Origin of the sequence: Enterobacter sp. 50588862 (assembly GCF_001462935.1) — a bacterium.
Taxonomy (GTDB): Bacteria; Pseudomonadota; Gammaproteobacteria; order Enterobacterales; family Enterobacteriaceae; genus Enterobacter; species Enterobacter bugandensis.
Genome location: NZ_LNHM01000007.1, coordinates 633,416 through 657,769 on the forward strand (window position 1 = coordinate 633,416; position 24,354 = coordinate 657,769).

The window sequence follows — 24,354 nt, forward strand, 5'->3', positions numbered from 1 at the left end:
CTGCAAAAAAAGAACGCATCAAATCAACTTGTGAGAGCGATAAATTATCCAGCCGACAGAGGAAGAGCAAGAGGGAGAAAACAGAAAATTTTGTAACTGTGAAATGCCAAAAATTGACATAGAAACAACTTATTGCTTTTCAAAGCGCCACAAAAAATTAACCCAGATCAATGAATGTTAACTTACTGGTTTTAATGTGATCTGTGGCAGATCACTTATTACTCTTTTGTGAGTATATTCTCATCCGCGATTAAAACCACAACGATGGAGCGGATATGAAAAAATTAGCGGTGGCAGCCCTTGTATTAAGCAGTCTCTCTGGCGGCGCGTATGCGCATGAAGCAGGCGAATTCTTTATTCGTGCCGGTTCGGCTACGGTTCGCCCAACTGAAGGATCGGATAACGTGCTGGGTATGGGCGGTTTTAACGTCAGTAACAACACCCAGTTAGGTTTAACATTCACCTGGATGGCGACGGATAACGTTGGGGTTGAGCTTCTGGCGGCAACGCCGTTCCGTCACCGTGTCGGTCTTGGTGCGACCGGTGATATCGCCACGGTTCACCATTTACCGCCAACGCTGATGGCGCAATGGTACTTTGGCGATGCCAGCAGCAAGGTGCGTCCATATATTGGCGCGGGTGTGAACTACACCACCTTCTTCGATGAGAAATTCAACGATACCGGCAAAGAAGCAGGACTCTCCGATCTCAGCCTGAAAGACTCGTGGGGTATGGCTGGGCAGGTTGGTCTGGACTATCTGATTAACCGCGACTGGCTGATCAACGCCTCGGTCTGGTATATGGATATTGATACGGACGTACGCTTCAAGGCGGGCGGCGAGCAGCAAAGCATCAATACGCGTCTGGATCCGTGGGTGTTTATGTTCTCTGCGGGTTATCGTTTCTAATTCTGTATGTTTAATGCGCCCCCGAGGGGGCGCATTTCGTCTATTACTTCTGAATCAAATAGCGAATGGTTGGCCCGTCCTGCTGGATATCCAGCACCGTATAACCGTGGTTTTTTGCATCCAGCGGAATGTTGTTGATGGATTGCGGACAATCGCTCACCACCTCCAGAATTTCACCTTTCTCCAGCTGCGGCAGCGCCTCAAGCGTGGCAACCGCCGGATACGGGCAGGGTTCACCGACCATATCCAGACGATAGTCGGGGACGATCTCTTTCATGCAGCGTTCTCCTGCGTTTCAGTTTTGACGACGGCACGGCGGAAGAAGCGTTTCTCCTGCGCGACAACCAGTAAAAAAGCGACCAGCAGCAGGGCATAAGTCACCAGCAGGCCGCCGAGAGGACCGAAAGCGCTCAGCAGGTTAACCTTGTCCCAGTTTGTGGCAAGCACCGGGGACACGTCGTCCCAGAAGTATGCGAGGAGTGTGGATCCAAGGACATTCCCAAGCCCGACCCACCAGTAGTGCACCTGTCCCTCAACCGCGCGGTACATCCAGCCGGTTTCACACCCGCCCGCCAGCACAATCCCGAAGCCAAACAGCAGACCGCCAATCACCGCGTTCGGGCCAGCCCACATGATCTTCGGTTCAACACCGAGCTGAACATAGCTGAAAATGCCGATAGCGCTCACCGCCATGCCGGCAATGATTGCCTTCGCCATCATCGTCCTTCCGGTGATCCACATATCGCGAAACGCAGAGGTAAAGCAGATCTGCGCGCGTTCGATCAGCAGGCCAAAGCCGACGCCGAACAACATCGCCAGGCCAAGCTTCGGCTGATTGATCGTCGTGCAAATGGCCCATGCGATCATAGCTAAAAAGACCAGCATACCCAGGCGGAAACGGCGCTTTGCCTGCTCCGGTTTTTGGGTTAGCGGGGACGCCGCGCTGACTTTTGTCATTTTCACCGGAATGCGGAACAGCGGCAGAAGGGTGAGTTTTGCTCCGAAGTAAGAGCCAATCGCCGTGGCCACGGCAAAAAACCAGGCATGAAGGGAGAACTGCGGAATCCCCGTAAAGAACGCGGCCAAATTACAGCCCATCGCCAGGCGGGCGCCAAACCCGGCAATCAAACCCCCGACTACCGCCTGCATGATGCGAACGCGGCTTTTGGGCATGCGCAGCTTAACGTTGTTTGCCCACAGCGCCGCAGCGAAACAGCCGCCGAACATGCCGATAATCATCATTCCGTCGATGCGGGTAAGCGGGGTGCCGTCCAGGTGAATAAGTTTGAAGTATCCCCACTCTTCGGTGTGCACGCCTGCGAGCTGCAGCAGTTGCCCACCCCAGCGGGTGAATTCACCGGTGACGGCCCAGAAGGTGCCGGTAATGCCGAAATAATAAGTAGAGAGAATGCCTGCCGCGATGACGGCCGGAACAGGTGACCAGAACTTAACCAGGTAAGTCTGTTTGAAGGATTGCCATGACATGAATAAGCCTCTGAACTCAGAAGGTGTAAGTGAATTAAGCGGACTGGAATATATATCTTTTTCTAAATATCTAAAAGTTCTCAACAGAGATTTTCCAATTACTTACACCTTTTATGACCTCCGTCATCGAAACTTGCAACTCACTGTAAACCGTATATTCTCAACATTTACTTTCAAGCTTGCTCCAAAAGATAACCGTTGGATGGCGTGGTGTAACAAAGTGAGTCTAACGCCTGAGAGGGGGGCTTAAATCTCAGGGGTTAGAAACACCTGCCATGGTATATCATAAAAATAAAACCAATGAATCATATAATAATGACTTTAATCTCCGGCGCCTGCGCGCCGGAGATGATTATTTCTCGTATACTTTCTTTATGCTACTAATGCTCATTTTCTTTATGAAAGGTCTTTCAATAAAGTGGTAAGTAATGGAAGATAGAAGGCATATTGCCGCGTAGCATAAGACTAAGATCACAAAAGTATGAAAATTTAACTCTGGTTCATTGTTTGTTTTGAAGTGAAGGATTAAAGGGAATAAAATCAACCCTTGCGTCAAATATAAACTGTAGCTTATTGCACCGAGACGAATGGCTGCTTTGGTAATTAAAAAACCAAAAAGATTCGCGCCTGAAACTACTGAAAAGAATATCGCGCAGAGGAATAGTTTCTCAGAAGGACCGTAAAGTGTTGGTTGCGCTAACAGGGTTATAAGAATCGTGCAAATCAAAGCAGCATTGGCCAGTTTTTTTGTTATGACTATTCTGTCTTTGATTTCCCGGCATAACATTCCGATGAAAAAATAAGACCACAAAGATGAATCGTTCGTAAAGCCTGGAAGAAAATATACGGAGAAGGCAAAAAGAAAAATGGTTAATTCAAAGGACCATTTTTTGAACATATATAACAACGGAAGAGAGAAATAGAAAATCCATTCCCAGCGCAGTGTCCACGTCACCCCAGCCAGAGCCATAAAAGGATACTGGAAAGTAGTGACCGGCGGTTTGTCATTCCAGAGTCCCAAATCAAACCAGGAAAGCGTGTTGTTTATTACACTAAGAGAAAATTCATTTCGTTCGGTTAATAAGAAAAGTAAAGATAGAGCCGCTATGGAGCAAAATACGGATAGCGGTGCAATTCTGTAAAGGCGTTTTTTATATAATTCAATCCAATCCACTTCATTTGCTTTTCTGATTTTCCCCCAAAACAAAAAAGCTGTAATCATAAAAAATAAAGCAACCCCGTATCGCCCAAAATAGAGCAACAAGTCTGATGTCGGAGTCCAATTGCCTTTTTTAATAAATGTGTAAGCACAATCCATATGATGAAATATGACAAATGAGGCAAGGACGTATCTCATACCATCTATACTGTTTGACCTTGTCGGTTCAGTATCTTCATCTATAAATTTGAATAGCGGTAGGCTAAAAATCACAATTGCCAAGGCTAAGCATGTGAAAACTAAGTAAATCGAAAAGTATAAATCCATCTTCAAACCTTACGGATATTTGTATAGATATAATTGGAAGGCTTTACCTGACCTCGATGCCATTCTAGCATTGCTTCTTATTATCGTCGAGATGATGTATCACATTTAATCCCTTGAAAATTGGTTGATTTCTATACCCCGCGGCACCGCATGACGCTATGTCGTCAGCTTTTTTCTCGCTAATCTGTTGATAAGTGCAATTCAGTATTTATGTTCCGTTTATTTCATTGGAGTGGAACGCTGTAAAACAAAAGGAAGTGTAAAAAAGAGGGCAACCGTCTGGCAGGGATGCCAGACGGTGGAGGGGTCAGGCTTTACGCGTCGCCGCCTTCATGGCAGTCACAAACGCCTTCAGCTCAGCCAGCATTTGCTCTAGCTTGTCCACGTTCTTCTCAATGATTTTAACGATAGCGGAGCCTGAGATTGCACCGGCTGCGTTAGCCTCAATCGCCGCCGTGACCTGGTCGGGAGATGAAATCCCAAAGCCCTGCAGCGGAGGCGCGGCATGGTACTCGGCCAGCTTTTCCACCAGATGATGCAGCGGCAGTGCAGCTTTATTCTCGGCGCCAGTCACGCCCGCGCGCGAAAGCAGATAGGTATACCCGCGCCCGTAAGAGGCTATCTGGCGCAGCAGTTCATCATCGGCGTTAGGCGGGCAGATGAAAATAGGGGCGACATTGTGACGCATCGCAGCCTGGCGGAACGGCGCGGACTCTTCCACGGGCACGTCTGCTACCAGGACCGAGTCGACACCCACGCGCGCGCATTCGGCATAGAACTCGTCAACACCACGGTTGAACACCAGGTTGGCGTACATCAGCAGGCCAATTGGAATGGTTGGGTGCTTCTGGCGGATCGCCGCCAGCATTTCAAAGCACTGGGTTGGGGTCACGCCTGCCGCAAAGGCGCGCAGGGTGGCGTTCTGGATGGTCGGGCCATCCGCCAGCGGATCGGAGAACGGAATACCCAGCTCCAGCGCGTCGGCGCCGGCTTCAATCAGGGCGTCGATAATCTTCAGAGACTGCTCAGGGCCCGGGTCGCCAAGGGTAACGAAGGGGACGAACGCGCCTTCCTGGCGGGATTTCAGTTCTGCAAATACGTTATCGTAGCGTTCCATCAGATTTCCCCTCGTGCTTTCAAAATATCGTGAACGGTGAAGATATCTTTGTCACCGCGACCGGAAAGGTTCACCACCAGCAGTTGCTCTTTTTCCGGGTTCTCTTTCATCATTTTCAGCGCGTGCGCCAGCGCGTGAGAAGACTCCAGCGCCGGGATGATCCCTTCGCTGCGGCACAGCGTTTTGAAGGCTTCCAGCGCTTCGTCATCGGTAATGGAGACATAGTCCGCGCGCCCCGTGCTGTTCAGGAACGCGTGCTGTGGCCCAACGGACGGGAAGTCCAGTCCGGCGGAAATTGAGTAAGACTCTTCAATCTGCCCTTCATCGGTCTGCATCATCGGGGCTTTCATGCCGAAGTAGATCCCCACGCGGCCATGCTTCAGCGGCGCGCCGTGCTCGCCAGTTTCAATCCCATGACCGGCAGGCTCGACGCCAATCAGCCCTACGCGGGTTTCGTCGATAAAATCGGCAAACATGCCGATGGCGTTAGACCCGCCGCCGACGCAGGCAATGACTGCATCCGGCAGACGACCCTCTTTTTCAAGGATCTGCGCTTTGGTCTCTTCACCAATCATGCGCTGGAATTCGCGCACGATGGTCGGGAACGGGTGAGGACCTGCCGCGGTGCCGAGCATATAGTGCGCGGTTTCGTAGCTGCCGGACCAGTCGCGCAGCGCTTCGTTACAGGCATCTTTCAGCGTCGCAGAACCGCTGTGCACCGGGATCACTTCCGCACCCATCAGGCGCATACGGAATACGTTCGGCGACTGACGCTCAACGTCTTTAGCACCCATATAGATGCGGCACTTCAGGCCGAGCAGGGCGCTGGCGAGCGCAGAAGCCACGCCGTGCTGGCCCGCGCCAGTTTCGGCGATGATTTCGGTTTTACCCATACGCTTCGCGAGCAGCGCCTGGCCCAGCACCTGGTTAGTTTTATGCGCGCCGCCGTGCAGCAGGTCTTCACGCTTAAGATACAGCGTGGTTTTGGTGCCTTCGGTCAGGTTGCGGCATTTGGTCAGAGCGGTTGGACGCCCGGCGTAGTTTTTCAGCAGGTCGGTAAACTCCGCCTGAAACGCCGGATCTTTCTGCGCGCTCACGAACGCTTCTTCCAGCTGGCGCAGCGCGGGCATCAGGATTTGCGGAACGTACATCCCGCCGAATTCACCAAAATACGGGTTAAGTAATGTCGTCATCTTCTCTTCCTTAATATGCACGCAGAGTTTTAAACACCGAGGCCAGCTTGCTGGCATCTTTGATACCCGGTTGCGACTCTACGCCTGAATTGAAATCGAGGCCTGCGCAGCCGGTTTTCGCGGCTTCCACACAGTTATCCGGGCTTAGTCCACCCGCCAGCAGGACGTTGTCCAGCTTTTCGCCGTTCAGCAGCGACCAGTCAAAACGTTGTCCGGTGCCGCCCTGGCCGTTGTCGAGCACGTATTTGTCAACGTGGTGAAGATTACGTGCGGGCAGGGTGGTGCCCACGCTTTGTGCTTTCCAGATTTGAACCTGCGGTGCCAGCGCGTCTCGCAGGGCATTGATATACGCCTGATCTTCATCGCCATGGAGCTGAACGGCACTCAGGGATAACGCGTCGGCTTTTGCCACAACGTCCGCGACATCCGCATTGCGGAACACGCCAACATAGCTCAGCGGGGCCGCCGCGATGACCTTGCGGGCCTGTTCCTCATTGACTGCACGAGGAGAGGTGTCGACGAAGATTAAACCGCCATAGATTGCTCCAGCCTCATACGCGGCCAGCGCATCCTGTTCGCGGGTTAGGCCGCAGACTTTGTTTTCACCCAGCAGCACGCGACGCACAGCCGCATTGAGGTCGTCATGTTCCATCATGGCGGAGCCAATCAGGAAACCGTTGGCGAAGTGGCTCAGCTCGCGCACCTGGGCGTAGCTGTTAATGCCGGACTCGCTGATCACCGTGACGCCCGCACCCAGACGCGGCGCCAGCTGGCGGGTGCGGTTCAGGTCAATCGACAAGTCGCGAAGATCGCGGTTGTTGATGCCGACCACTTTGGCTTCCAGCGCGATGGCGCGCTCAAGCTCTTCTTCGTTACTCACTTCGGTCAGCACGCCCATGTTCAGGCTGTGCGCCACGGCAGCAAGCTGGCGATACTGTTCGTCATCAAGTACCGAGAGCATCAGCAGGCAGGCATCGGCCTGGTAGAAACGCGCCAGCCAGATCTGATACGGGTCGATAATAAAGTCTTTGCACAGGATCGGCTGCGGTGCGATGCCGCTGACGATCGGCAGAAAATCGAAGCTGCCCTGGAAATATTTCTCATCCGTCAGCACGGAGATTGCCGACGCATGATGCTTATAAATACCGGCGATACGCGCCGGGTCGAAATCGTCACGAATAACGCCTTTTGAGGGAGAGGCCTTTTTGCACTCCAGAATAAAGGCGGTACGTGCACCCTGCAGGGCGTCATAGAAACGACGGCTGCTTGGGACGACGTCATTCTGGAAACTGGCAAGCGGCTGCTCTGCTTTGCGTGCTTCCACCCAGATGGCCTTATCGGCAACGATTTTCGCTAAAACGGTCTGCATTCTTTACCCTCTTGCCGCAAGTGCGGTAACGCGATCGTAAGCTGCACCGGAGCGCAGTACATCCAGAACTTTTTGAGCATTGGCCTTCAGGTCTTCCTCACCGTGCAAACGCATCAGCATGGCGACGTTGGCAGCCACGGCGGCCTCATGAGCGGCCTCACCTTTACCTTGTAGTAAGCGCGTCAGAATGTCACGGTTTTCTTCCGGCGTACCGCCTGCCAGCGCTTCCTGATGGTACGGCGTTAAGCCGAAATCAGACGCCTCAAGCTGATAGCTGAGTACTTCACCATCGTTAAGCTCGGCCACCAGCGTCGGCGCATGCAGCGAAACTTCATCCATTCCGCCGCTGTGCACCACGGCGGCGCGTTTGTAACCCAGCACGCGCAGCGTCTCGGCAATCGGCAGGACCAGCTCAGGGCTGTAAACGCCAATTAATGCCAGCGGCGGATGGGCCGGGTTGATCAGCGGGCCGAGCACGTTAAACAGCGTGCGGGTTTTAAGCTGCTGGCGAACCGGCATCGCGTGGCGGAAACCGGTGTGATATTTCGGCGCAAACAGGAAGCAGACGCCCAAATCGTCCAGCGCTTCACGCGAACGCTCGGCATTCATCTCCAGATTGATGCCAAACGCGGCCAGCAGATCGGACGAGCCTGAACGGCTGGAGACGCTGCGGTTACCGTGTTTTGCCACTTTCAGTCCACACGCTGCGGCGACAAAGGCACTGGCGGTCGAAATATTGATGCTGTTGCTGCCGTCACCGCCGGTCCCGACGATATCGGCAAACTGATAGTCCGGGCGCGGGAACGGAGCGGCATTTTCCAGCAGCGCGGTGGCCGCACCGGCGATCTCCTGCGGGCTTTCGCCGCGCACTTTCATGCTCACCAGCGCAGCGGCCAACTGCTCAGGCTTCAGCTCGCCGCGCACCACGGCGGAAAAAAGCTGGTGGCTCTCCTGCTGGCTCAGGGTCTGGGCCTGATACAGTTTTTCCAGAATCGGCTGCAGGGTGTTGGTCTGCTCCAGCTTCTGTAACGCCCAGTCAAGGGTCTGCTCCAGCAGGCGGGCGCCATTGGAGGTCAAAATAGATTCCGGGTGGAACTGCATCCCGCAGACGCGATCCGCATCGTGGCGTACCGCCATCACCATCCCTTCAAACGAGGCGTTAATGGTCAGCCCGGCCGGAATGTTGCTGCCGACCAGCGAATGATAGCGCGCGACCGGGAGCGGATTCGGCAGCCCGGCAAACATTGCCTGGCCGTCATGTTCAATGCTGGAGGCTTTTCCGTGCAGGATCTCGCCCGCCTGGCCGACGTAACCGCCGTAGGCTTCCACGATTGCCTGGTGACCAAGGCAGATACCGATAATCGGCAGCTTGCCGCGCATACGGGTCAGCAGTTCGGGCATACAGCCCCCTTCGCTCGGCGCGCCCGGCCCCGGAGAGAGCATCAGTACCGGGTTTTGCATGGTCGCCAGACGGTCAATCAGGGTCTGAGCCGGAACGTGGTTGCGGTAGATAACGACGTTGTGACCATTCGCACGCAGCTGATCTGCCAGGTTGTAGGTAAAGGAGTCGATGTTATCGAGCAGCAGAATGTCAGCCATCAGAAAATCTCCTGTGCGTGGTGTGCGGTAGCGATGGCGCGCAATACCGCGCGTGCTTTACTGCGGGTTTCGTCAGCTTCAGACTGCGGAACAGAGTCAAGAACAATCCCGGCGCCGGCCTGAACGGTGGCAATACCGTCTTCGACGTAGGCGGAGCGGATCACGATGCAGGTATCAAGGTCGCCGTGTGCGGTGAAGTAACCTACCGCGCCGCCGTAGCTCCCGCGCCGACGTCCTTCCGCTTCGGCGATAAGCTGCATGGCGCGCACCTTCGGCGCGCCGCTCAGGGTGCCCATATTCATGCAGGCGCGGTAGGCGTGCAGCACGTCGAGGTCGCTGCGCAGTTCACCCACCACGCGGGAGACCAGGTGCATCACGAAGGAGTAACGGTCAACTTTGGTCAGGTCTGCCACGTAGCGGCTGCCCGGGGTGCAAATGCGCGCCAGGTCGTTACGCGCCAGGTCAACCAGCATCAGGTGTTCGGAGAGCTCCTTGTGGTCGGTTCGCATTTCCAGTTCGATGCGGCTGTCCAGATCGCGATCCAGCGAGCCATCGGCACGACGGCCACGCGGACGGGTGCCCGCAATCGGGTAGATCTCAATCTGGCGGCTGGTGGCGTCGTACTTCAGCGAGCTTTCCGGCGAGGCGCCGAACAGCGTGAAATCATTGTCCTGCATAAAAAACATATATGGGCTCGGGTTGCTCTTCTTCAGCACGTCGTAAGCCGCCAGCGGTGACGGGCAGGGCAGCGAGAAACGGCGGGACGGCACAACCTGGAAAATCTCCCCGGCGCGAATAGCCTTTTGCATCTGGCGAACCACGGCCCCGTATTGATCGTCGGTCTGGTTAACGTCGCATGTCATTTTTTCCACGTGCTGTACCGGCAGTGCAGGCGGCGCTTCCGTCATCTGCTGCTGGAGCTGAGCGATGCGATGCTCAAGGCGGTTTTTCTCAGACGCAGACGGCGTGAACAGGCTTGCCTGGATGCGGGTATATTTTTTCTGATGGTCGATCACCAGCAGGGTTTCGGCCAGGTAGAAACAGTAGTCCGGACAGCGGTTGCCCTGCTCGGTTTCCGGCAAATCTTCAAAACCGGCGACCAGGTCGTAAGCAAACAGCCCGCCGAAGAACATTGCTTCGCGCTCATCTTCCGGCACGGTGATAAGATTTTGCAGCAGGCGGAAGGCATCGAACACGGACAGCGAGCAGAGGCGCGCGTCTTCGTCCAGCAGCTGGCTTACTGGCGGGAAATGAAGAATTCGCAGGTCCGGGTGACGTTCATTGTCGATGCCCGCGGGCAGAGCCGCATCCAGCAGCGGCAGCAGCGATGCGCCATTATCAGAGAGCGCCTTAATGGTGACGGTGTCACCTAACGCGGTAATGCGCAGCGCGCTGTCGACCAGCAGCAGGCTTTTCAGATCGTCCTTGCTGTCGATATCCGCAGACTCCAGCAGCAGCGTCGCCGGACGCGCACCGCACACCTGATGAAACAGCGCGGTCGGGTTGTGGCGATAGACCGCCTCGCAGGTCAAGAGTTCGAGATGAGGTTTGGCTGTTTGCATGTTGTGATTCTCATTTATTCTGTTCAAAAAAAAGCCCGCTGGGTAGCGGGCGGGTATCTGTTTGCATTTCGCAGACGCGTGACACTGCCCGAAGATCAGGAAGTGCGCCACCAACCGTGCAGAGTGAAATGTGCTGTCATTTTCAGATACCTTTCTCGTGTGAACTTGCGTACTAGTTAACTGGTTCGATGGCGTATTGTCAACCCTTGATTTCAGAATTTCACGTTAAGTCGGTATCATGGCGTTTTCGGATGTCTCCAACCTGTTATGGGAAGTGCTTTGAGCGATACTACCTACGCGATTATTTATGATTTACATAGCCATACTCAGGCCTCTGATGGCCTGCTGACACCCGAAGCCCTGGTTCATCGCGCGGTTGAAATGCGTGTCGGCACGCTGGCGATAACCGATCACGATACCACCGACGCCATTCCGGCAGCGCGCGCCGAGATTGCCCGCAGCGGGCTGGCGCTGAATCTGGTGCCCGGCGTCGAGATCTCGACCGTCTGGGAAAACCATGAGATTCATATCGTTGGCCTGAACATTGATATAGAACATCCGGCACTTCTTGCCTTTTTGCAAGAACAAAAAACGCGCCGCAACCAGCGCGCGGAGATGATCGGCGAGCGCCTGGAGAAGGCGCATATTCCGGGCGCGCTGGAAGGTGCGCAAAAGCTGGCGAACGGCGGGGCGGTCACCCGCGGTCATTTCGCCCGCTTTCTGGTTGAAGCGGGCAAAGCGACGACCATGGCGGATGTCTTTAAAAAGTATCTGGCGCGCGGGAAAACCGGATACGTTCCGCCACAGTGGTGTACAATAAAACAAGCTATTGATGTCATTCATCATTCTGGCGGTAAGGCCGTGCTGGCCCATCCGGGGCGGTATAATCTTTCTGCTAAATGGCTGAAACGGCTGCTGGCGCACTTTGCCGAATGCGGTGGCGAGGCGATGGAAGTCGCCCAGTGTCAGCAGGCGCCCAACGAGCGCGCGCAGCTCGCGACTTACGCCCGCCAGTTTGGCCTGCTAGGGTCACAGGGCTCTGATTTCCACCAGCCCTGCGCGTGGATCGAGCTGGGACGCAAGCTCTGGCTACCCGCTGGCGTTGAGCCGGTCTGGCAGCTCTGGGAGCAGCCGCAGCAAATTGAAGAGAGGGAAGTATGAGTCAGTTTTTCTATATCCATCCGGACAATCCGCAGCCACGTCTGATTAACCAGGCCGTGGAGATCGTCCGCAAAGGCGGCGTGATAGTCTACCCGACCGATTCCGGCTACGCGCTGGGCTGTAAAATTGAAGATAAAGGAGCGATGGAACGCATTTGCCGTATTCGTCAGCTGCCGGACGGCCATAACTTTACCCTGATGTGCCGCGATCTCTCTGAGCTGTCGACCTATGCGTATGTTGATAACGTGGCGTTTCGCCTGATTAAGAACAATACGCCGGGCAACTACACCTTTATTCTGAAAGGGACGAAGGAGGTGCCGCGTCGCCTGCTGCAGGAAAAGCGTAAGACTATCGGCATGCGCGTGCCGTCGAACCCGATTGCCCAGGCGCTGCTGGAAACCCTCGGCGAGCCGATGCTCTCCACCTCGCTGATGCTGCCGGGCAGCGAGTTTACCGAGTCCGATCCGGAGGAGATAAAAGATCGTCTGGAGAAGGTAGTGGAGCTGATTATTCACGGCGGTTATCTCGGCCAGCAGCCGACTACCGTTGTGGATCTGACCGAAGACGCGCCTGAAGTGATTCGTGAAGGCGTGGGTGATGTTAAGCCTTTCTTGTAAAGGTGTAAGCAGATATACTACGCGGCCATCAAAGCAGGGCTCGGCTCTGCTTTTGACCTGATTCGACGCCTGTGAAGGCGACACCTGAGGAAGCTCAATGAGCGAGAAGTTACAGAAAGTGCTGGCGCGTGCCGGCCACGGCTCACGCCGTGAAATCGAAGCCATTATAGAAGCGGGCCGCGTGAGTGTGGACGGTAAAATCGCCACGCTGGGTGACCGCGTAGAAATCGTACCGGGGCTCAAGATCCGCATTGACGGTCATCTTATCTCCGTGAAAGAGTCCGCGGAACAGATCTGCCGCGTGCTGGCGTATTACAAGCCGGAAGGCGAGCTGTGTACGCGCAACGACCCGGAAGGTCGTCCAACGGTGTTTGACCGTCTGCCAAAACTGCGCGGCGCCCGCTGGATTGCGGTGGGTCGTCTGGACGTGAACACCTGCGGTCTGCTGCTGTTCACCACCGATGGTGAACTGGCAAACCGTCTCATGCACCCAAGCCGTGAAGTTGAGCGTGAATACGCCGTTCGCGTCTTCGGCCAGGTCGATGAAACTAAACTGCGCGATCTGTCGCGTGGCGTGCAGCTGGAAGACGGCCCTGCGGCGTTCAAAACCATCAAATTTACCGGTGGTGAAGGGATTAACCAGTGGTACAACGTTACCCTGACCGAAGGCCGTAACCGTGAGGTGCGTCGTCTGTGGGAAGCGGTAGGCGTGCAGGTTAGCCGCCTGATCCGCGTTCGCTACGGCGACATTCTGCTGCCGAAAGGTCTGCCGCGCGGTGGTTATACCGAGCTGGATCTTACCCAGACTAACTACCTGCGCGAGCTGGTTGGCCTGACGCCGGAAACCACTTCTAAAGTGGCGGTGGAGAAAGATCGTCGTCGTATGAAGGCGAATCAGATCCGTCGTGCGGTGAAACGCCACAGCCAGGTGAACAGCAATCGTCGCTCTGGCAGCCGGAATAACAACGGTTAATCGAAAAAGCCCGGTGAATTCACCGGGCTTTTTCTTTAGTAATCAATGCCAATTTGTGCTTTGATGCCTGCATCAAACGCATGCTTGACCGGACGCAGCTCGCTGACAGTATCTGCCAGCTCCAGAATCTCACGATGACACCCACGACCTGTAACGATAACCGTCTGGTGCGCAGGGCGGCTCTTCAGTGCATCCAGCACCTCCTCCAGCGGCAGGTAGTCGTAGGCGACCATATAGGTGATCTCATCCAGTAGCACCATATTCAGCGAGGGATCGGCCAGCATTCTTTTAGCGTGCTCCCAGACGGCCAGACAGGCTGCGGTATCGGTTTCCCGGTTCTGCGTATCCCACGTAAACCCGGTCGCCATCACCTGAAACTCAACGCCGTGAGGTTCAAGCAAATTACGCTCACCGTTGGGCCATTCCCCTTTGATAAACTGGATGACCCCCACTTTTTGCCCGTGGCCGACGGCGCGCGTAGCGGTGCCAAACGCGGCAGTAGTTTTGCCTTTACCATTGCCGGTAAAAACGATGACGATCCCACGCTCCTCCTGAGCTGCCGCGACGCGCGCGTCAACCTGTTCCTTCAGACGCTGCTGTCGCTGCTGATGACGTTCTTCACTCATTGCGAAATTCCCGGTTTGCGGCCCGGCTGGGCATCAAAGGTCATTCCGGTTTTGCGGCGGCTGTCGTCGCCCATCAGCCAGAGATAGAGCGGCATAATGTCTGCCGGGGTTTTCAGCTTCAGCGGATCTTCCGTCGGGAACGCGCTGGCGCGCATGCTGGTGCGCGTACCCCCCGGATTAATGCAGTTTACGCGCAGATGGCGGCTCTGATACTCATCCGCCAGCACCTGCATCATGCCCTCGGTCGCGAATTTTGAGACAGCATAAGCCCCCCAGTTTGCGCGTCCCTCGCGGCCTACGCTGGAAGAGGTGAAGACCAGAGATCCAGACTCGGATTTGAGTAATAAAGGAAGCAAGGCCTGCGTGAGGAAAAAAGTACCGTTAACGTTAACCTGCATTACCTGCTGCCAGATTTCAGGATCCTGTTCATCCATTGGACGCACTTCACCTAACAAACCGGCGTTGTGCAGTACGCCGTCAAGACGTGGGTAGTGGGTACTGATACGGTGAGCAAGCTCCTGGCAGAGCGCTGGGGTGCAGGTCAGCAAATCGAGCGTGTACCAGGGGGCAGGTGTCCCGCCTGCGGCCTCAATTTCCTGAGCGACCCCTTTGAGCTTTTCTTCGTTACGCCCAATCAGAATTACGCTTGCGCCATATTCAGCGTACGTCAGGGCCGCTTCGCGACCAATACCATCGCTGGCGCCGGTGACAAGAATGATTCGGTTCTGCAGCAGGTTTTTTTGCGGTTGATAATGCACGGTGACTCCTCAGGCGCACGGTGTCTCAATCACGCCTTCATAATGACTTTTCGGCTTTATGCCCGAATTAGCGTGAGAATTCAATCAGTCTACAGGACGCATTGCTGCAAAATTAACAATTTGCAAATATTTAAACCGCAGCGCGGGGATTCCTGAAGACGGCTCGCAGAGGTAATGTCACGGGCGAGACGCAGGGGCAGGGCTGTTGTACACTGCCGTGAAAGATTCGTGGTTAAATCAAGGTGGAACGCGTGGAATTACTTTCTCAATATGGGTTGTTTTTGGCCAAAATCGCGACGGTGGTGATTGCCATTGCCGTGGTTGCCGTTCTGATTGTCAACCTGACGCAGCGCAAGCGTCAGCGTGGGGAGTTACGCATCACCCGCCTGAGCGAGCAGTATAAAGAGATGCAGGAAGAGATGTCCCTCTCGCTGCTCGATAGCCATCAGCAGAAGCTGTGGCTGAAAGCCCAGAAGAAAAAACACAAGCAGGAAGCCAAAGCCGCGAAGGCGAAGGCAAAGCTCGCGACGCCGCAGGGCGACGCAAAACCCCGCGTCTATGTGCTCGATTTTAAAGGCAGCATGGATGCGCATGAAGTCGCTTCGCTGCGCGAAGAGGTGACTGCGGTTCTGGCCGTAGCAACGCCGCAGGATCAGGTGGTGGTGCGTCTTGAGAGCCCGGGCGGGGTGGTACACGGTTACGGGCTGGCCGCTTCACAGCTGCAGCGTCTGCGCGAGAAGCAGATCCCACTTACCGTGGCGGTAGATAAAGTCGCGGCGAGCGGCGGCTATATGATGGCCTGCGTGGCGGACAAAATCGTTGCGGCGCCGTTTTCCATCATAGGTTCCATTGGCGTGGTCGCACAGATCCCTAACTTTAACCGCTTCCTGAAAAATAAAGAGATTGATATCGAACTTCACACGGCGGGTCAGTACAAACGCACCCTGACGCTGCTGGGGGAAAACACGGAAGAGGGGCGCCAAAAATTCCGTGAAGATCTGAATGAAACTCACCATCTCTTTAAAGACTTCGTACATCGCATGCGCCCAACACTGGATATTGAACAGGTGGCGACCGGTGAGCACTGGTACGGCATCCAGGCGCAGGAAAAAGGGCTGGTGGATGAAGTAGGTACCAGTGATGACCTGCTGCTCAACCTGATGGAAGGCCGGGAACTGGTAGGCGTGCGCTTTACGCAGCGCAAACGGCTGATGGACCGCTTTACCAACAGTGCGGCGGAAAGCGCGGACCGCCTGCTGCTTCGCTGGCTACAGCGCGGACAAAAACCGCTGCTGTAAACAAAAACGCGAGGCATATGCCTCGCGTTTTGCATTAATCGACCAGGTGATATTTCTCTGAAAGCGTATGCGCCAGGTATTTAAACATATTAAACACGGCAGTGCTTTTCGGGGTCGGTAACCCCTGCTCGTCAAGGAAGTATTCGCCGCTGAAAACCAGCACGCCATTACGTTGCTCAACGCCGGTGGCTTCAATGCCTGCCAGCGTATCTTCATGGTCACGAATAAGCTTGTTTGCTTCGATAAGCAGAGAGGCTCGGTCAATGGGTTGGGTCGTATTCTGCATAATCCACTCCTTAAACAGTGACAATAGTCTACGCCGGGGGCGCTTTGGGGGCAAATTTTCCCTGTAATGTGAGGGGATAAGATGCAGAGGGCAGGTTGGCGGGATTTGCTTTTGCATGCTAATAAAGTTGCGTAACGAATTTTATCAGGTAGAGTGTGCGCTTTCGTCATTCTGGCAACAGAATTGCTTGACATTCGACCGGGAATTCGTCACGAATTATACGAGATGTGAGAAAAATACCCGAAAACTCAATGACCTGGATGTCGCCATTCTGACGTTCGGTAAGACATAGGGGTTGATATCCCCTGACGCAGTCGCAATATCATTGGCTCGTCGTCAGCGGAAGGGAAATCAACGTGCGGCGTATTCCTGGAAGAATTAAATTAGGTAAAGGTGAATATGGGTAAAGCTCTCGTCATCGTTGAGTCCCCGGCAAAAGCCAAAACGATCAATAAGTATCTGGGTAATGACTACGTGGTTAAGTCCAGCGTTGGTCACATCCGCGATTTGCCGACCAGTGGCTCAGCCAGCAAAAAGAGCGCAGACTCTACCTCCACCAAAGGGGCTAAAAAGCCTAAAAAGGATGAACGTAGCGCGCTTGTCAACCGCATGGGTGTTAACCCATGGCACAACTGGGATGCACAATATGAAGTGCTGCCCGGGAAAGAAAAAGTCGTTAACGAGCTGAAGCAGCTGGCTGAAAAAGCAGACCACATCTATCTCGCAACCGACCTTGACCGCGAAGGGGAGGCCATTGCGTGGCACCTGCGGGAAGTGATCGGCGGGGATGACAAACGCTACAGCCGCGTAGTGTTTAACGAAATTACAAAGAATGCGATTCGTCAGGCGTTTGAGAAGCCGGGCGAGCTGAATATCGACCGTGTGAACGCCCAGCAGGCGCGTCGCTTTATGGACCGCGTTGTGGGCTACATGGTTTCTCCCCTGCTGTGGAAAAAGATTGCCCGCGGCCTGTCTGCAGGACGCGTGCAGTCTGTAGCCGTGCGTCTTGTCGTTGAGCGTGAACGCGAAATTAAAGCCTTCGTGCCGGAAGAGTTCTGGGAAGTTGACGCCAATGTCACCACCCCGGGCGGTGATGCGCTGCCGCTGCAGGTAAGCCATCACAACGATAAGCCTTTCCGTCCTGAAAACCGCGATCAGACCATGGCCGCCGTGGCGCTGCTGGAAAAAGCGCGCTATCAGGTACTGGAACGCGAAGATAAGCCGACCAGCAGCAAGCCTGGCGCGCCGTTTATCACGTCCACACTGCAACAGGCGGCGAGCACCCGTCTGGGTTACGGCGTGAAGAAAACCATGATGATGGCCCAGCGCTTGTATGAAGCGGGTTACATCACCTACATGCGTACTGACTCCACCAACCTGAGCCAGGACGCGGTGAACATGGTGCGCGGCTACATCAGCGACAACTTCGGTAAAAAATACCTGCCGGAAAGCGCCAACCAGTTCGCCAGCAAAGAGAATTCTCAGGAAGCGCACGAAGCGATTCGTCCCTCTGATGTCTCTGTTTTAGCCGAGTCGCTGAAGGATATGGAAGCCGACGCCCAGAAGCTGTATCAGCTGATCTGGCGTCAGTTTGTCGCGTGTCAGATGACGCCAGCGAAATATGATTCCACTACGCTGACCGTTGGCGCGGGCGACTTCCGCCTCAAGGCACGCGGTCGTATTCTGCGTTTCGACGGCTGGACGAAAGTGATGCCTGCGCTGCGTAAAGGTGATGAAGACCGTACGCTGCCTGCGGTAAACAAAGGCGACGAGTTGTCGCTTGTCGACCTGGTTCCGGCCCAGCACTTCACCAAGCCGCCTGCGCGCTTTAGTGAAGCGTCGTTGGTTAAAGAGCTGGAAAAACGCGGGATTGGCCGTCCGTCAACCTACGCGTCAATCATCTCGACCATTCAGGACCGCGGTTACGTTCGCGTAGAGAACCGCCGTTTCTATGCCGAAAAAATGGGTGAGATTGTCACTGACCGTCTGGAAGCTAACTTCCGCGAATTGATGAACTACGATTTCACCGCGCAGATGGAAGACAGCCTCGACGAAGTGGCCAGTCACAAGGCGGAGTGGAAGAAGGTTCTTGATAGCTTCTTCAGCGACTTTACCAACCAGCTTGAGAAAGCGGAGAAAGATCCTGAAGAGGGCGGCATGCTGCCTAACCAGATGGTTCTGACCAGCATCGACTGCCCGACCTGCGGCCGCAAGATGGGGATCCGTACTGCGACAACGGGCGTGTTCCTTGGCTGTTCAGGCTATGCGCTGCCACCAAAAGAGCGCTGCAAAACAACCATCAACCTGGTGCCGGAGAACGAAGTTCTCAACGTGCTGGAAGGTGATGATGCGGAAACCAACGCCCTGCGCGCGAAACGCCGCTGCAAAAAATGCGGCACGGCGATGGACAGCTATCTGATCGATCCTAAACGCAAGCTGCACGTGTGTGGTAACAACCCAACGTGCGACGGGTATGAGATCGAAGAGGGTGAGTTCCGCATTAAAGGCTATGACGGTCCGATTGTGGAGTGCGAGAAGTGTGGCTCTGAGATGCACCTGAAAATGGGGCGTTTCGGTAAGTACATGGCCTGCACCAACGACGAGTGTAAGAACACGCGCAAAATTCTGCGCAATGGTGAGGTTGCTCCGCCGAAGGAAGATCCGGTTCCGCTGCCAGAATTGCCGTGTGAAAAATCCGACGCGTACTTCGTGCTGCGTGATGGTGCCGCAGGTGTCTTCCTGGCCGCCAACACCTTCCCGAAATCGCGTGAAACGCGCGCCCCGCTGGTGGAAGAGCTGCATCGCTTCCGCGATCGTCTGCCTGAGAAGCTGCGTTATCTGGCCGATGCGCCACAGCAGGATCCTGAAGGCAATAAGACGGTGGTCCGTTTTAGCCGTAAAACGAAGCAGCAGTACGTTGCGGCAGAGAAAGAGGGTAAAGCGACCGGATGGTCCGCCTTCTTTGTCGATGGAAAATGGGTTGAAGGCAAGAAATAATCTTTCTTAACCGTAGCTTACCCGTGAAAGGGCCGGACTTCCGGCCCTTTTTTATTACTTTATTATTATTTTTTGTTCCGTACTATACAGTCAGGCTATAAGTGATATAGTGGTTATAGTTAACCCTTTTTTTATTATCAAATCGTCTTAAGCGATTGACCGCGTGCGCTAAATCGGATGGTCTGGCATGAAATTACAACAGCTTCGTTATATCGTTGAGGTGGTGAATCACAACCTTAATGTCTCTTCCACCGCCGAGGGGCTATATACCTCGCAACCGGGCATCAGCAAGCAGGTTCGCATGCTGGAGGATGAATTAGGTATTCAGATTTTCGCCCGCAGTGGTAAGCACCTTACCCAGGTAACGCCAGCGGGGCAGGAAATCATCCGTATTGCGCGGGAAGTCCTTTCCAAAGTCGATGCGATTAAGTCTGTGGCGGGGGAACATACCTGGCCGGATAAAGGCTCGCTGTATATTGCCACGACGCACACCCAGGCGCGCTATGCGCTACCGGGCGTTATCAAGGGCTTTATCGAGCGTTATCCGCGCGTCTCCCTGCATATGCACCAGGGATCGCCGACGCAAATTGCGGAGGCGGTGTCGAAGGGCAATGCAGATTTTGCCATCGCGACGGAAGCGCTCCATCTCTATGACGATCTGGTCATGCTGCCGTGCTATCACTGGAACCGCTCCATTGTGGTGACCCCGGATCATCCGCTGGCGGGCAAAGGGTCGGTGTCAATCGAAGAGCTGGCGCAATATCCTCTGGTCACCTACACGTTTGGCTTCACCGGACGATCTGAGCTTGATACCGCCTTCAACCGGGCCGGGTTAACGCCGCGGATTGTCTTTACCGCCACCGATGCCGACGTCATAAAGACCTATGTACGGCTTGGCCTGGGGGTAGGGGTGATCGCCAGCATGGCGGTCGACCCGGTGTCAGACCCTGACCTGGTGCGTCTTGATGCGCATGATATTTTCAGCCACAGCACGACAAAAATTGGCTTCCGCCGCAGTACCTTCCTGCGAAGCTATATGTATGATTTTATTCAGCGCTTTGCACCGCATTTAACGCGTGACGTGGTGGATACCGCCGTGGCATTACGATCAAATGAAGATATCGAAGAGATGTTTAAAGATATCAAACTCCCCGAAAAATAATCACACCCGGTATCTTTCCCTGAGGGAAAGATACCGAAATATCGGCTTAAAGCTAAATTAGAATTATCATCATCTGCACTTCCCCTGCCATATATTGTCATTATCCTTTTAATTTGTGTGGCTTTAATGTCGTGAATTGGCGACAAAAATAGAAACTAATTAACGGCTACGCAAATTTTTCTTTTCAAATATTTATTTCTGGTCAAAAGATTGAATATTTCATGCCTCTTGATGCGTAAATTCACTGGCTTTTCGGCTAAAGTTTCTTTAGGATTTATCTCAACAGATGATTAATTGTACCAATTGTTTGGTCCTAAATGATAAGCGATATCGATTGTATGAGGTTAGCAATGCCTTCAGGAAGTGAAGAACCGCAAAGGGATCCTGCGCTCAAGCGTAAAGCCTGGCTGGCGGTCTTTCTCGTTTCCGCCCTGTTCTGGGTGATGGTTGCTCTCCTGGCCTGGAAATATTGGGGTTGAATATGGCAGTGACGGTACGTACAGAAACGGCAAAGCGGATGTGTCAGCATCATGACACTGTTCACAAAGGACGCAAAGCGCCTGCCACAGCAGTGCCAGCATCCTGGAAACTGACGCCGCAGCAGCAGGCTTTTATTGATGTGTTCGCAGAAGACGAACCCAAAAAACAATAATTTAGTTTATTGCGTAATGATGCAGTTAGTCTGAATAATGACTATGCGCCTTTGTACTCTTTAATAAATACACATCAGCAATATAGCACGAGGACCTGCCTCGGAATGTTTAATAAATAATGCCTGGTGTCCCTATGATGAATAACATGATGTCTCAAAAATACTGGTCATGGATCGGCGTTTTTACCCTGTCGATTCTGTTCTGGAGTCAGCTCATCTGGCTGGCCGTCCACTAAATCACAAAACCTCGCTGCGGCGGGGTTTTTTGTTTTATCCTCCTCTGGACCATTCCTAAATTTATCAATTTGGGTTGTTATCAAAACGTTACGACATCTTTGTGTTATCTTTAATTACGGCCCTGATGATTGTCAGGACATCTCTGTAATTAAGGAGGAGCTTATGTCGTTAACCCTACGCGAAGCCAGTAAGGACACGTTACAGGCAGAAAATAAAACCTGGCACTACTATAGCCTGCCGCTGGCTGCCAGAACGCTTGGGGACATTTCGCGTTTACCCAAGTCCTTGAAAGTTTTGCTGGAAAATCTCTTGCGCTGGCAGGACGGTGACTCCGTGACCCTCGACGATATTCAGGCGCTGGCAGGGTGGCTTAAGAATGCCCATGCCGACAGAGAAATTGCCTACCGCCCGGCAAGGGTCCTGATGCAAGACTTCACCGGCGTTCCTGCCGTGGTGGATCTCGCCGCCATGCGTGAGGCGGTTAAACGCCTCGGCGGCGATACGGCTAAAGTGAACCCGCTTTCACCCGTCGACCTCGTGATTGACCACTCCGTAACCGTTGACCACTTCGGTGATGACGATGCCTTTGGCGAGAACGTGCGTCTCGAGATGGAGCGAAATCACGAGCGTTATGTTTTCCTGAAGTGGGGTCAGCAGGCGTTCAGCCGCTTTAGCGTGGTTCCACCCGGCACCGGTATTTGTCACCAGGTTAACCTTGAATATCTCGGTAAAGCCGTCTGGAGTGAATTGCAGGACAAAGAATGGGTGGCTTATCCGGACACGCTGGTGGGTACAGATTCCCACACCACCATGATTAACGGCCTCGGCGTGCTGGGCTGGGGTGTCGGCGGTATCGAAGCGGAAGCCGCCATGCTCGGTCAGCCGGTCTCCATGCTTATCCCTGATGTCGTGGGCTTTAAGCTCACCGGGAAACTGTCTGAAGGCATTACCGCCACCGATCTGGTGCTCACCGTTACCCAGATGCTGCGTAAGCATGGTGTGGTGGGAAAATTTGTTGAATTTTACGGTGACGGGCTGGATTCGCTGCCGCTGGCTGATCGCGCGACCATCGCCAACATGGCGCCAGAATATGGTGCAACCTGCGGATTTTTCCCCATTGATGACGTCACGCTGGAGTACATGCGCCTGAGCGGACGCAGCGAAGAGCAGGTGGCGCTGGTGGAGGCGTACACCAAAGCGCAGGGCATGTGGCGCAATCCGGGGGATGAGCCGGTATTTACCAGCACGCTTGCGCTTGACATGGGAAGCGTTGAGGCGAGCCTCGCCGGTCCGAAACGTCCGCAGGATCGCGTAGCGTTAAGCGACGTGCCAAAAGCGTTTGCCGCAAGCAATGAGCTGGAAGTTAACGTGGCGAAGAAGGACCATCGCCCAATCGACTATGTTCTGAACGGACATCAGTATCAGCTCCCGGACGGCGCGGTTGTCATAGCCGCCATTACCTCCTGCACCAACACCTCAAACCCCAGCGTATTAATGGCGGCCGGCCTGCTGGCTAAAAAAGCGGTTGAGCTGGGGTTGAAACCACAGCCCTGGGTCAAAGCCTCTCTGGCACCGGGCTCCAAAGTGGTCTCGGATTACCTGGCGCAGGCCAGGCTAACGCCGTATCTTGATGAGCTGGGCTTTAACCTCGTGGGCTATGGCTGTACCACCTGCATCGGTAACTCCGGCCCGCTGCCTGAACCTATTGAAACGGCGATCAAGCAGGGCGATCTGACGGTTGGCGCAGTCCTTTCCGGTAACCGTAACTTTGAAGGACGTATTCATCCGCTGGTGAAAACCAACTGGCTCGCTTCGCCGCCGCTGGTGGTGGCCTACGCGCTCGCCGGGAACATGAATATCAACCTGGCTACCGATCCTATTGGTCACGACCGCAAGAATGAGCCGGTCTATCTGAAAGATATCTGGCCGTCCTCACGTGAAATTGCGATGGCCGTTGAAAAGGTCTCCACCGAGATGTTCCGCAAAGAGTATGCGGAAGTGTTTGAAGGCACGCCGGAATGGAAAGCCATCAACGTTGTGGGTTCGGACACCTATGACTGGCAGGACGATTCCACCTATATCCGCCTGTCGCCGTTCTTTGATGAAATGCTGGCCGAGCCTGCACCGCTTCAGGATATTCACGGGGCGCGCATACTGGCGATGCTGGGGGATTCCGTCACCACTGACCATATCTCTCCGGCGGGGAGCATCAAAGCCGACAGCCCGGCGGGCCGTTATCTGCAAAGCCGGGGCGTGGAGCGCCGCGATTTTAACTCCTACGGATCGCGCCGCGGTAACCATGAAGTGATGATGCGTGGGACGTTTGCCAACATCCGCATTCGTAACGAAATGGTTCCGGGCGTGGAAGGGGGGATGACGCGCCATCTTCCGGGGACGGAAGTCGTGTCGATTTATGACGCAGCCGTCAAATATCAGCAGGAAGGTACGCCGCTGGCGGTGATCGCCGGGAAAGAGTACGGTTCCGGCTCCAGTCGTGACTGGGCGGCGAAAGGTCCGCGACTGCTTGGCGTTCGCGTGGTCATCGCCGAGTCGTTTGAACGTATTCACCGCTCGAACCTGATTGGCATGGGGATCCTGCCGCTTGAGTTCCCTCAGGGCGTCACGCGCAAAACGCTGGGCCTGACGGGGGAAGAGCAGATTGATATTAGCGGCCTGCAAAACCTGCAGCCGGGCAAAACGGTGCCGGTGAAGCTTACGCGAGCAGACGGGAAAAGTGAGGTACTGGAATGCCGGTGTCGTATTGATACGGCAACCGAACTGACCTACTACCAGAACGACGGCATTTTACATTATGTGATTCGTAAAATGCTGGATTGATAAAAAAAGCCCGGCATCTGTGCCGGGCTT

24 protein-coding genes and 1 other annotated feature are annotated in these 24,354 nt (G+C 54.4%); of the genes, 12 read left to right on the plus strand and 12 right to left on the minus strand.

Going from position 1 to position 24,354, the window contains the following annotated elements:
* Nucleotides 1–275: 275 nt before the first annotated feature.
* Nucleotides 276–908 carry an outer membrane protein OmpW gene (ompW, locus tag APT89_RS03420; RefSeq protein ID WP_045260668.1) on the plus strand — a complete coding sequence of 211 codons (633 nt, stop codon included), beginning with the start codon at nucleotides 276–278 and terminating at the stop codon, nucleotides 906–908.
* Between the two features lie 43 nt (nucleotides 909–951).
* Here ompW and yedF read toward each other — a convergent pair whose 3' ends face one another.
* Nucleotides 952–1,185: a sulfurtransferase-like selenium metabolism protein YedF gene (gene yedF / locus APT89_RS03425; RefSeq protein ID WP_045260667.1), complete on the minus strand. Its 234-nt coding sequence runs from the start codon at nucleotides 1,183–1,185 to the stop codon at nucleotides 952–954.
* The gene (gene yedE / locus APT89_RS03430) at nucleotides 1,182–2,393 is read right to left on the minus strand and encodes a selenium metabolism membrane protein YedE/FdhT (protein ID WP_060571741.1); all 1,212 of its coding nucleotides are present in this window, start codon (nucleotides 2,391–2,393) and stop codon (nucleotides 1,182–1,184) included. Before yedE ends, yedF begins: the two co-directional genes overlap by 4 nt.
* On the opposite strand from yedE, the gene APT89_RS24335 reads away from it, so the two are divergent.
* Nucleotides 2,392–2,643 (plus strand): hypothetical protein, encoded by a 252-nt coding sequence (locus APT89_RS24335; RefSeq protein WP_131728583.1) that lies wholly within the window; start codon nucleotides 2,392–2,394, stop codon nucleotides 2,641–2,643. The two genes, yedE and APT89_RS24335, sit on opposite strands and share 2 nt — an antisense overlap.
* A gap of 102 nt (nucleotides 2,644–2,745) precedes the next feature.
* Here APT89_RS24335 and APT89_RS03435 read toward each other — a convergent pair whose 3' ends face one another.
* The 7 genes from APT89_RS03435 to trpL all read right to left on the minus strand — a co-directional run bounded on the left by APT89_RS03435 (nucleotide 2,746) and on the right by trpL (nucleotide 10,859).
* Nucleotides 2,746–3,879 (minus strand): acyltransferase family protein, encoded by a 1,134-nt coding sequence (locus APT89_RS03435; protein WP_060571742.1) that lies wholly within the window; start codon nucleotides 3,877–3,879, stop codon nucleotides 2,746–2,748.
* A 307-nt stretch (nucleotides 3,880–4,186) separates the two neighbouring features.
* Nucleotides 4,187–4,996, minus strand: coding sequence for a tryptophan synthase subunit alpha (trpA, locus tag APT89_RS03440; protein WP_045630542.1), 810 nt, complete (start codon nucleotides 4,994–4,996; stop codon nucleotides 4,187–4,189).
* Nucleotides 4,996–6,189 (minus strand): tryptophan synthase subunit beta, encoded by a 1,194-nt coding sequence (gene trpB, locus APT89_RS03445; protein ID WP_028013413.1) that lies wholly within the window; start codon nucleotides 6,187–6,189, stop codon nucleotides 4,996–4,998. Before trpB ends, trpA begins: the two co-directional genes overlap by 1 nt.
* Before the next feature lie 10 nt (nucleotides 6,190–6,199).
* A complete protein-coding gene (gene trpCF / locus APT89_RS03450; RefSeq protein WP_048956175.1) occupies nucleotides 6,200–7,558 on the minus strand; it encodes a bifunctional indole-3-glycerol-phosphate synthase TrpC/phosphoribosylanthranilate isomerase TrpF in 1,359 nt (452 codons plus the stop codon).
* Between the two features lie 3 nt (nucleotides 7,559–7,561).
* Nucleotides 7,562–9,157 (minus strand): bifunctional anthranilate synthase glutamate amidotransferase component TrpG/anthranilate phosphoribosyltransferase TrpD, encoded by a 1,596-nt coding sequence (gene trpD / locus APT89_RS03455; RefSeq protein ID WP_060571743.1) that lies wholly within the window; start codon nucleotides 9,155–9,157, stop codon nucleotides 7,562–7,564.
* Nucleotides 9,157–10,719 carry an anthranilate synthase component 1 gene (locus tag APT89_RS23785; protein ID WP_041909632.1) on the minus strand — a complete coding sequence of 521 codons (1,563 nt, stop codon included), beginning with the start codon at nucleotides 10,717–10,719 and terminating at the stop codon, nucleotides 9,157–9,159. The genes trpD and APT89_RS23785 overlap by 1 nt, the downstream gene beginning before the upstream one ends.
* A gap of 25 nt (nucleotides 10,720–10,744) precedes the next feature.
* Nucleotides 10,745–10,838, minus strand: a sequence feature (Trp leader region).
* Nucleotides 10,815–10,859, minus strand: coding sequence for a trp operon leader peptide (gene trpL, locus APT89_RS24775; RefSeq protein WP_106993556.1), 45 nt, complete (start codon nucleotides 10,857–10,859; stop codon nucleotides 10,815–10,817). Its footprint overlaps the feature before it by 24 nt.
* A 139-nt stretch (nucleotides 10,860–10,998) precedes the next feature.
* On the opposite strand from trpL, the gene rnm reads away from it, so the two are divergent.
* From rnm to rluB, 3 genes are all read left to right on the plus strand, one after another.
* A complete protein-coding gene (rnm, locus tag APT89_RS03465) occupies nucleotides 10,999–11,880 on the plus strand; it encodes an RNase RNM (protein ID WP_028013409.1) in 882 nt (293 codons plus the stop codon).
* Nucleotides 11,877–12,497, plus strand: coding sequence for an L-threonylcarbamoyladenylate synthase (locus APT89_RS03470; RefSeq protein WP_003856793.1), 621 nt, complete (start codon nucleotides 11,877–11,879; stop codon nucleotides 12,495–12,497). The genes rnm and APT89_RS03470 overlap by 4 nt, the downstream gene beginning before the upstream one ends.
* A gap of 97 nt (nucleotides 12,498–12,594) precedes the next feature.
* On the plus strand, nucleotides 12,595–13,470 hold the full coding sequence (gene rluB, locus APT89_RS03475) for a 23S rRNA pseudouridine(2605) synthase RluB (protein ID WP_060571744.1): 876 nt from the start codon (nucleotides 12,595–12,597) through the stop codon (nucleotides 13,468–13,470).
* Between the two features lie 35 nt (nucleotides 13,471–13,505).
* On the opposite strand, the gene cobO is transcribed toward rluB, so the two are convergent.
* Together cobO and APT89_RS03485 are read right to left on the minus strand one after the other, a co-directional pair.
* Nucleotides 13,506–14,096: a cob(I)yrinic acid a,c-diamide adenosyltransferase gene (cobO, locus tag APT89_RS03480; RefSeq protein ID WP_060571745.1), complete on the minus strand. Its 591-nt coding sequence runs from the start codon at nucleotides 14,094–14,096 to the stop codon at nucleotides 13,506–13,508.
* Entirely contained in the window at nucleotides 14,093–14,854 is a 762-nt protein-coding gene (locus tag APT89_RS03485; RefSeq protein ID WP_028013406.1) for a YciK family oxidoreductase, read from the minus strand. The genes cobO and APT89_RS03485 overlap by 4 nt, the downstream gene beginning before the upstream one ends.
* Before the next feature lie 251 nt (nucleotides 14,855–15,105).
* Here APT89_RS03485 and sohB point away from each other — a divergent pair, with 251 nt between their 5' ends.
* Nucleotides 15,106–16,152, plus strand: a complete 1,047-nt coding sequence (gene sohB / locus APT89_RS03490) for a protease SohB (protein ID WP_041909637.1) — start codon at nucleotides 15,106–15,108, stop codon at nucleotides 16,150–16,152.
* 34 nt (nucleotides 16,153–16,186) lie between these two features.
* Here the strand turns inward: sohB and APT89_RS03495 are convergent, their stop codons facing one another.
* Nucleotides 16,187–16,438: a YciN family protein gene (locus APT89_RS03495; protein ID WP_003856804.1), complete on the minus strand. Its 252-nt coding sequence runs from the start codon at nucleotides 16,436–16,438 to the stop codon at nucleotides 16,187–16,189.
* A gap of 399 nt (nucleotides 16,439–16,837) precedes the next feature.
* Here APT89_RS03495 and topA point away from each other — a divergent pair, with 399 nt between their 5' ends.
* The 6 genes from topA to acnA all read left to right on the plus strand — a co-directional run bounded on the left by topA (nucleotide 16,838) and on the right by acnA (nucleotide 24,324).
* Complete coding sequence (gene topA, locus APT89_RS03500) at nucleotides 16,838–19,435, plus strand: type I DNA topoisomerase (RefSeq protein WP_041909639.1); 2,598 nt, start codon at nucleotides 16,838–16,840, stop codon at nucleotides 19,433–19,435.
* Between the two features lie 187 nt (nucleotides 19,436–19,622).
* Nucleotides 19,623–20,597 (plus strand): HTH-type transcriptional regulator CysB, encoded by a 975-nt coding sequence (cysB, locus tag APT89_RS03505; RefSeq protein WP_028013403.1) that lies wholly within the window; start codon nucleotides 19,623–19,625, stop codon nucleotides 20,595–20,597.
* Between the two features lie 338 nt (nucleotides 20,598–20,935).
* A complete protein-coding gene (locus tag APT89_RS03510) occupies nucleotides 20,936–21,076 on the plus strand; it encodes a YmiA family putative membrane protein (RefSeq protein WP_213743510.1) in 141 nt (46 codons plus the stop codon).
* 2 nt (nucleotides 21,077–21,078) lie between these two features.
* Nucleotides 21,079–21,249 carry a hypothetical protein gene (locus tag APT89_RS24445; RefSeq protein WP_032644881.1) on the plus strand — a complete coding sequence of 57 codons (171 nt, stop codon included), beginning with the start codon at nucleotides 21,079–21,081 and terminating at the stop codon, nucleotides 21,247–21,249.
* Between the two features lie 137 nt (nucleotides 21,250–21,386).
* Nucleotides 21,387–21,485 (plus strand): small membrane protein YmiC, encoded by a 99-nt coding sequence (ymiC, locus tag APT89_RS24515; protein ID WP_032644994.1) that lies wholly within the window; start codon nucleotides 21,387–21,389, stop codon nucleotides 21,483–21,485.
* 163 nt (nucleotides 21,486–21,648) lie between these two features.
* On the plus strand, nucleotides 21,649–24,324 hold the full coding sequence (acnA, locus tag APT89_RS03525) for an aconitate hydratase AcnA (protein ID WP_028013402.1): 2,676 nt from the start codon (nucleotides 21,649–21,651) through the stop codon (nucleotides 24,322–24,324).
* Nucleotides 24,325–24,354 lie beyond the last annotated feature (30 nt).

Bases quoted from the DNA above. Each gene is read 5' to 3' on its own strand.
- ompW (WP_045260668.1), top strand. From the start codon at position 276: ATGAAAAAATTAGCGGTGGCAGCCCTTGTATTAAGCAGTCTCTCTGGC.
- yedF (WP_045260667.1), bottom strand. From the start codon at position 1,185: ATGAAAGAGATCGTCCCCGACTATCGTCTGGATATGGTCGGTGAACCC.
- APT89_RS24335 (WP_131728583.1), top strand. From the start codon at position 2,392: ATGAATAAGCCTCTGAACTCAGAAGGTGTAAGTGAATTAAGCGGACTG.
- yedE (WP_060571741.1), bottom strand. From the start codon at position 2,393: ATGTCATGGCAATCCTTCAAACAGACTTACCTGGTTAAGTTCTGGTCA.
- APT89_RS03435 (WP_060571742.1), bottom strand. From the start codon at position 3,879: ATGGATTTATACTTTTCGATTTACTTAGTTTTCACATGCTTAGCCTTG.
- trpA (WP_045630542.1), bottom strand. From the start codon at position 4,996: ATGGAACGCTACGATAACGTATTTGCAGAACTGAAATCCCGCCAGGAA.
- trpB (WP_028013413.1), bottom strand. From the start codon at position 6,189: ATGACGACATTACTTAACCCGTATTTTGGTGAATTCGGCGGGATGTAC.
- trpCF (WP_048956175.1), bottom strand. From the start codon at position 7,558: ATGCAGACCGTTTTAGCGAAAATCGTTGCCGATAAGGCCATCTGGGTG.
- trpD (WP_060571743.1), bottom strand. From the start codon at position 9,157: ATGGCTGACATTCTGCTGCTCGATAACATCGACTCCTTTACCTACAAC.
- APT89_RS23785 (WP_041909632.1), bottom strand. From the start codon at position 10,719: ATGCAAACAGCCAAACCTCATCTCGAACTCTTGACCTGCGAGGCGGTC.
- APT89_RS03470 (WP_003856793.1), top strand. From the start codon at position 11,877: ATGAGTCAGTTTTTCTATATCCATCCGGACAATCCGCAGCCACGTCTG.
- rluB (WP_060571744.1), top strand. From the start codon at position 12,595: ATGAGCGAGAAGTTACAGAAAGTGCTGGCGCGTGCCGGCCACGGCTCA.
- cobO (WP_060571745.1), bottom strand. From the start codon at position 14,096: ATGAGTGAAGAACGTCATCAGCAGCGACAGCAGCGTCTGAAGGAACAG.
- APT89_RS03495 (WP_003856804.1), bottom strand. From the start codon at position 16,438: ATGCAGAATACGACCCAACCCATTGACCGAGCCTCTCTGCTTATCGAA.
- topA (WP_041909639.1), top strand. From the start codon at position 16,838: ATGGGTAAAGCTCTCGTCATCGTTGAGTCCCCGGCAAAAGCCAAAACG.
- cysB (WP_028013403.1), top strand. From the start codon at position 19,623: ATGAAATTACAACAGCTTCGTTATATCGTTGAGGTGGTGAATCACAAC.
- APT89_RS03510 (WP_213743510.1), top strand. From the start codon at position 20,936: ATGAGGTTAGCAATGCCTTCAGGAAGTGAAGAACCGCAAAGGGATCCT.
- APT89_RS24445 (WP_032644881.1), top strand. From the start codon at position 21,079: ATGGCAGTGACGGTACGTACAGAAACGGCAAAGCGGATGTGTCAGCAT.
- ymiC (WP_032644994.1), top strand. From the start codon at position 21,387: ATGAATAACATGATGTCTCAAAAATACTGGTCATGGATCGGCGTTTTT.
- acnA (WP_028013402.1), top strand. From the start codon at position 21,649: ATGTCGTTAACCCTACGCGAAGCCAGTAAGGACACGTTACAGGCAGAA.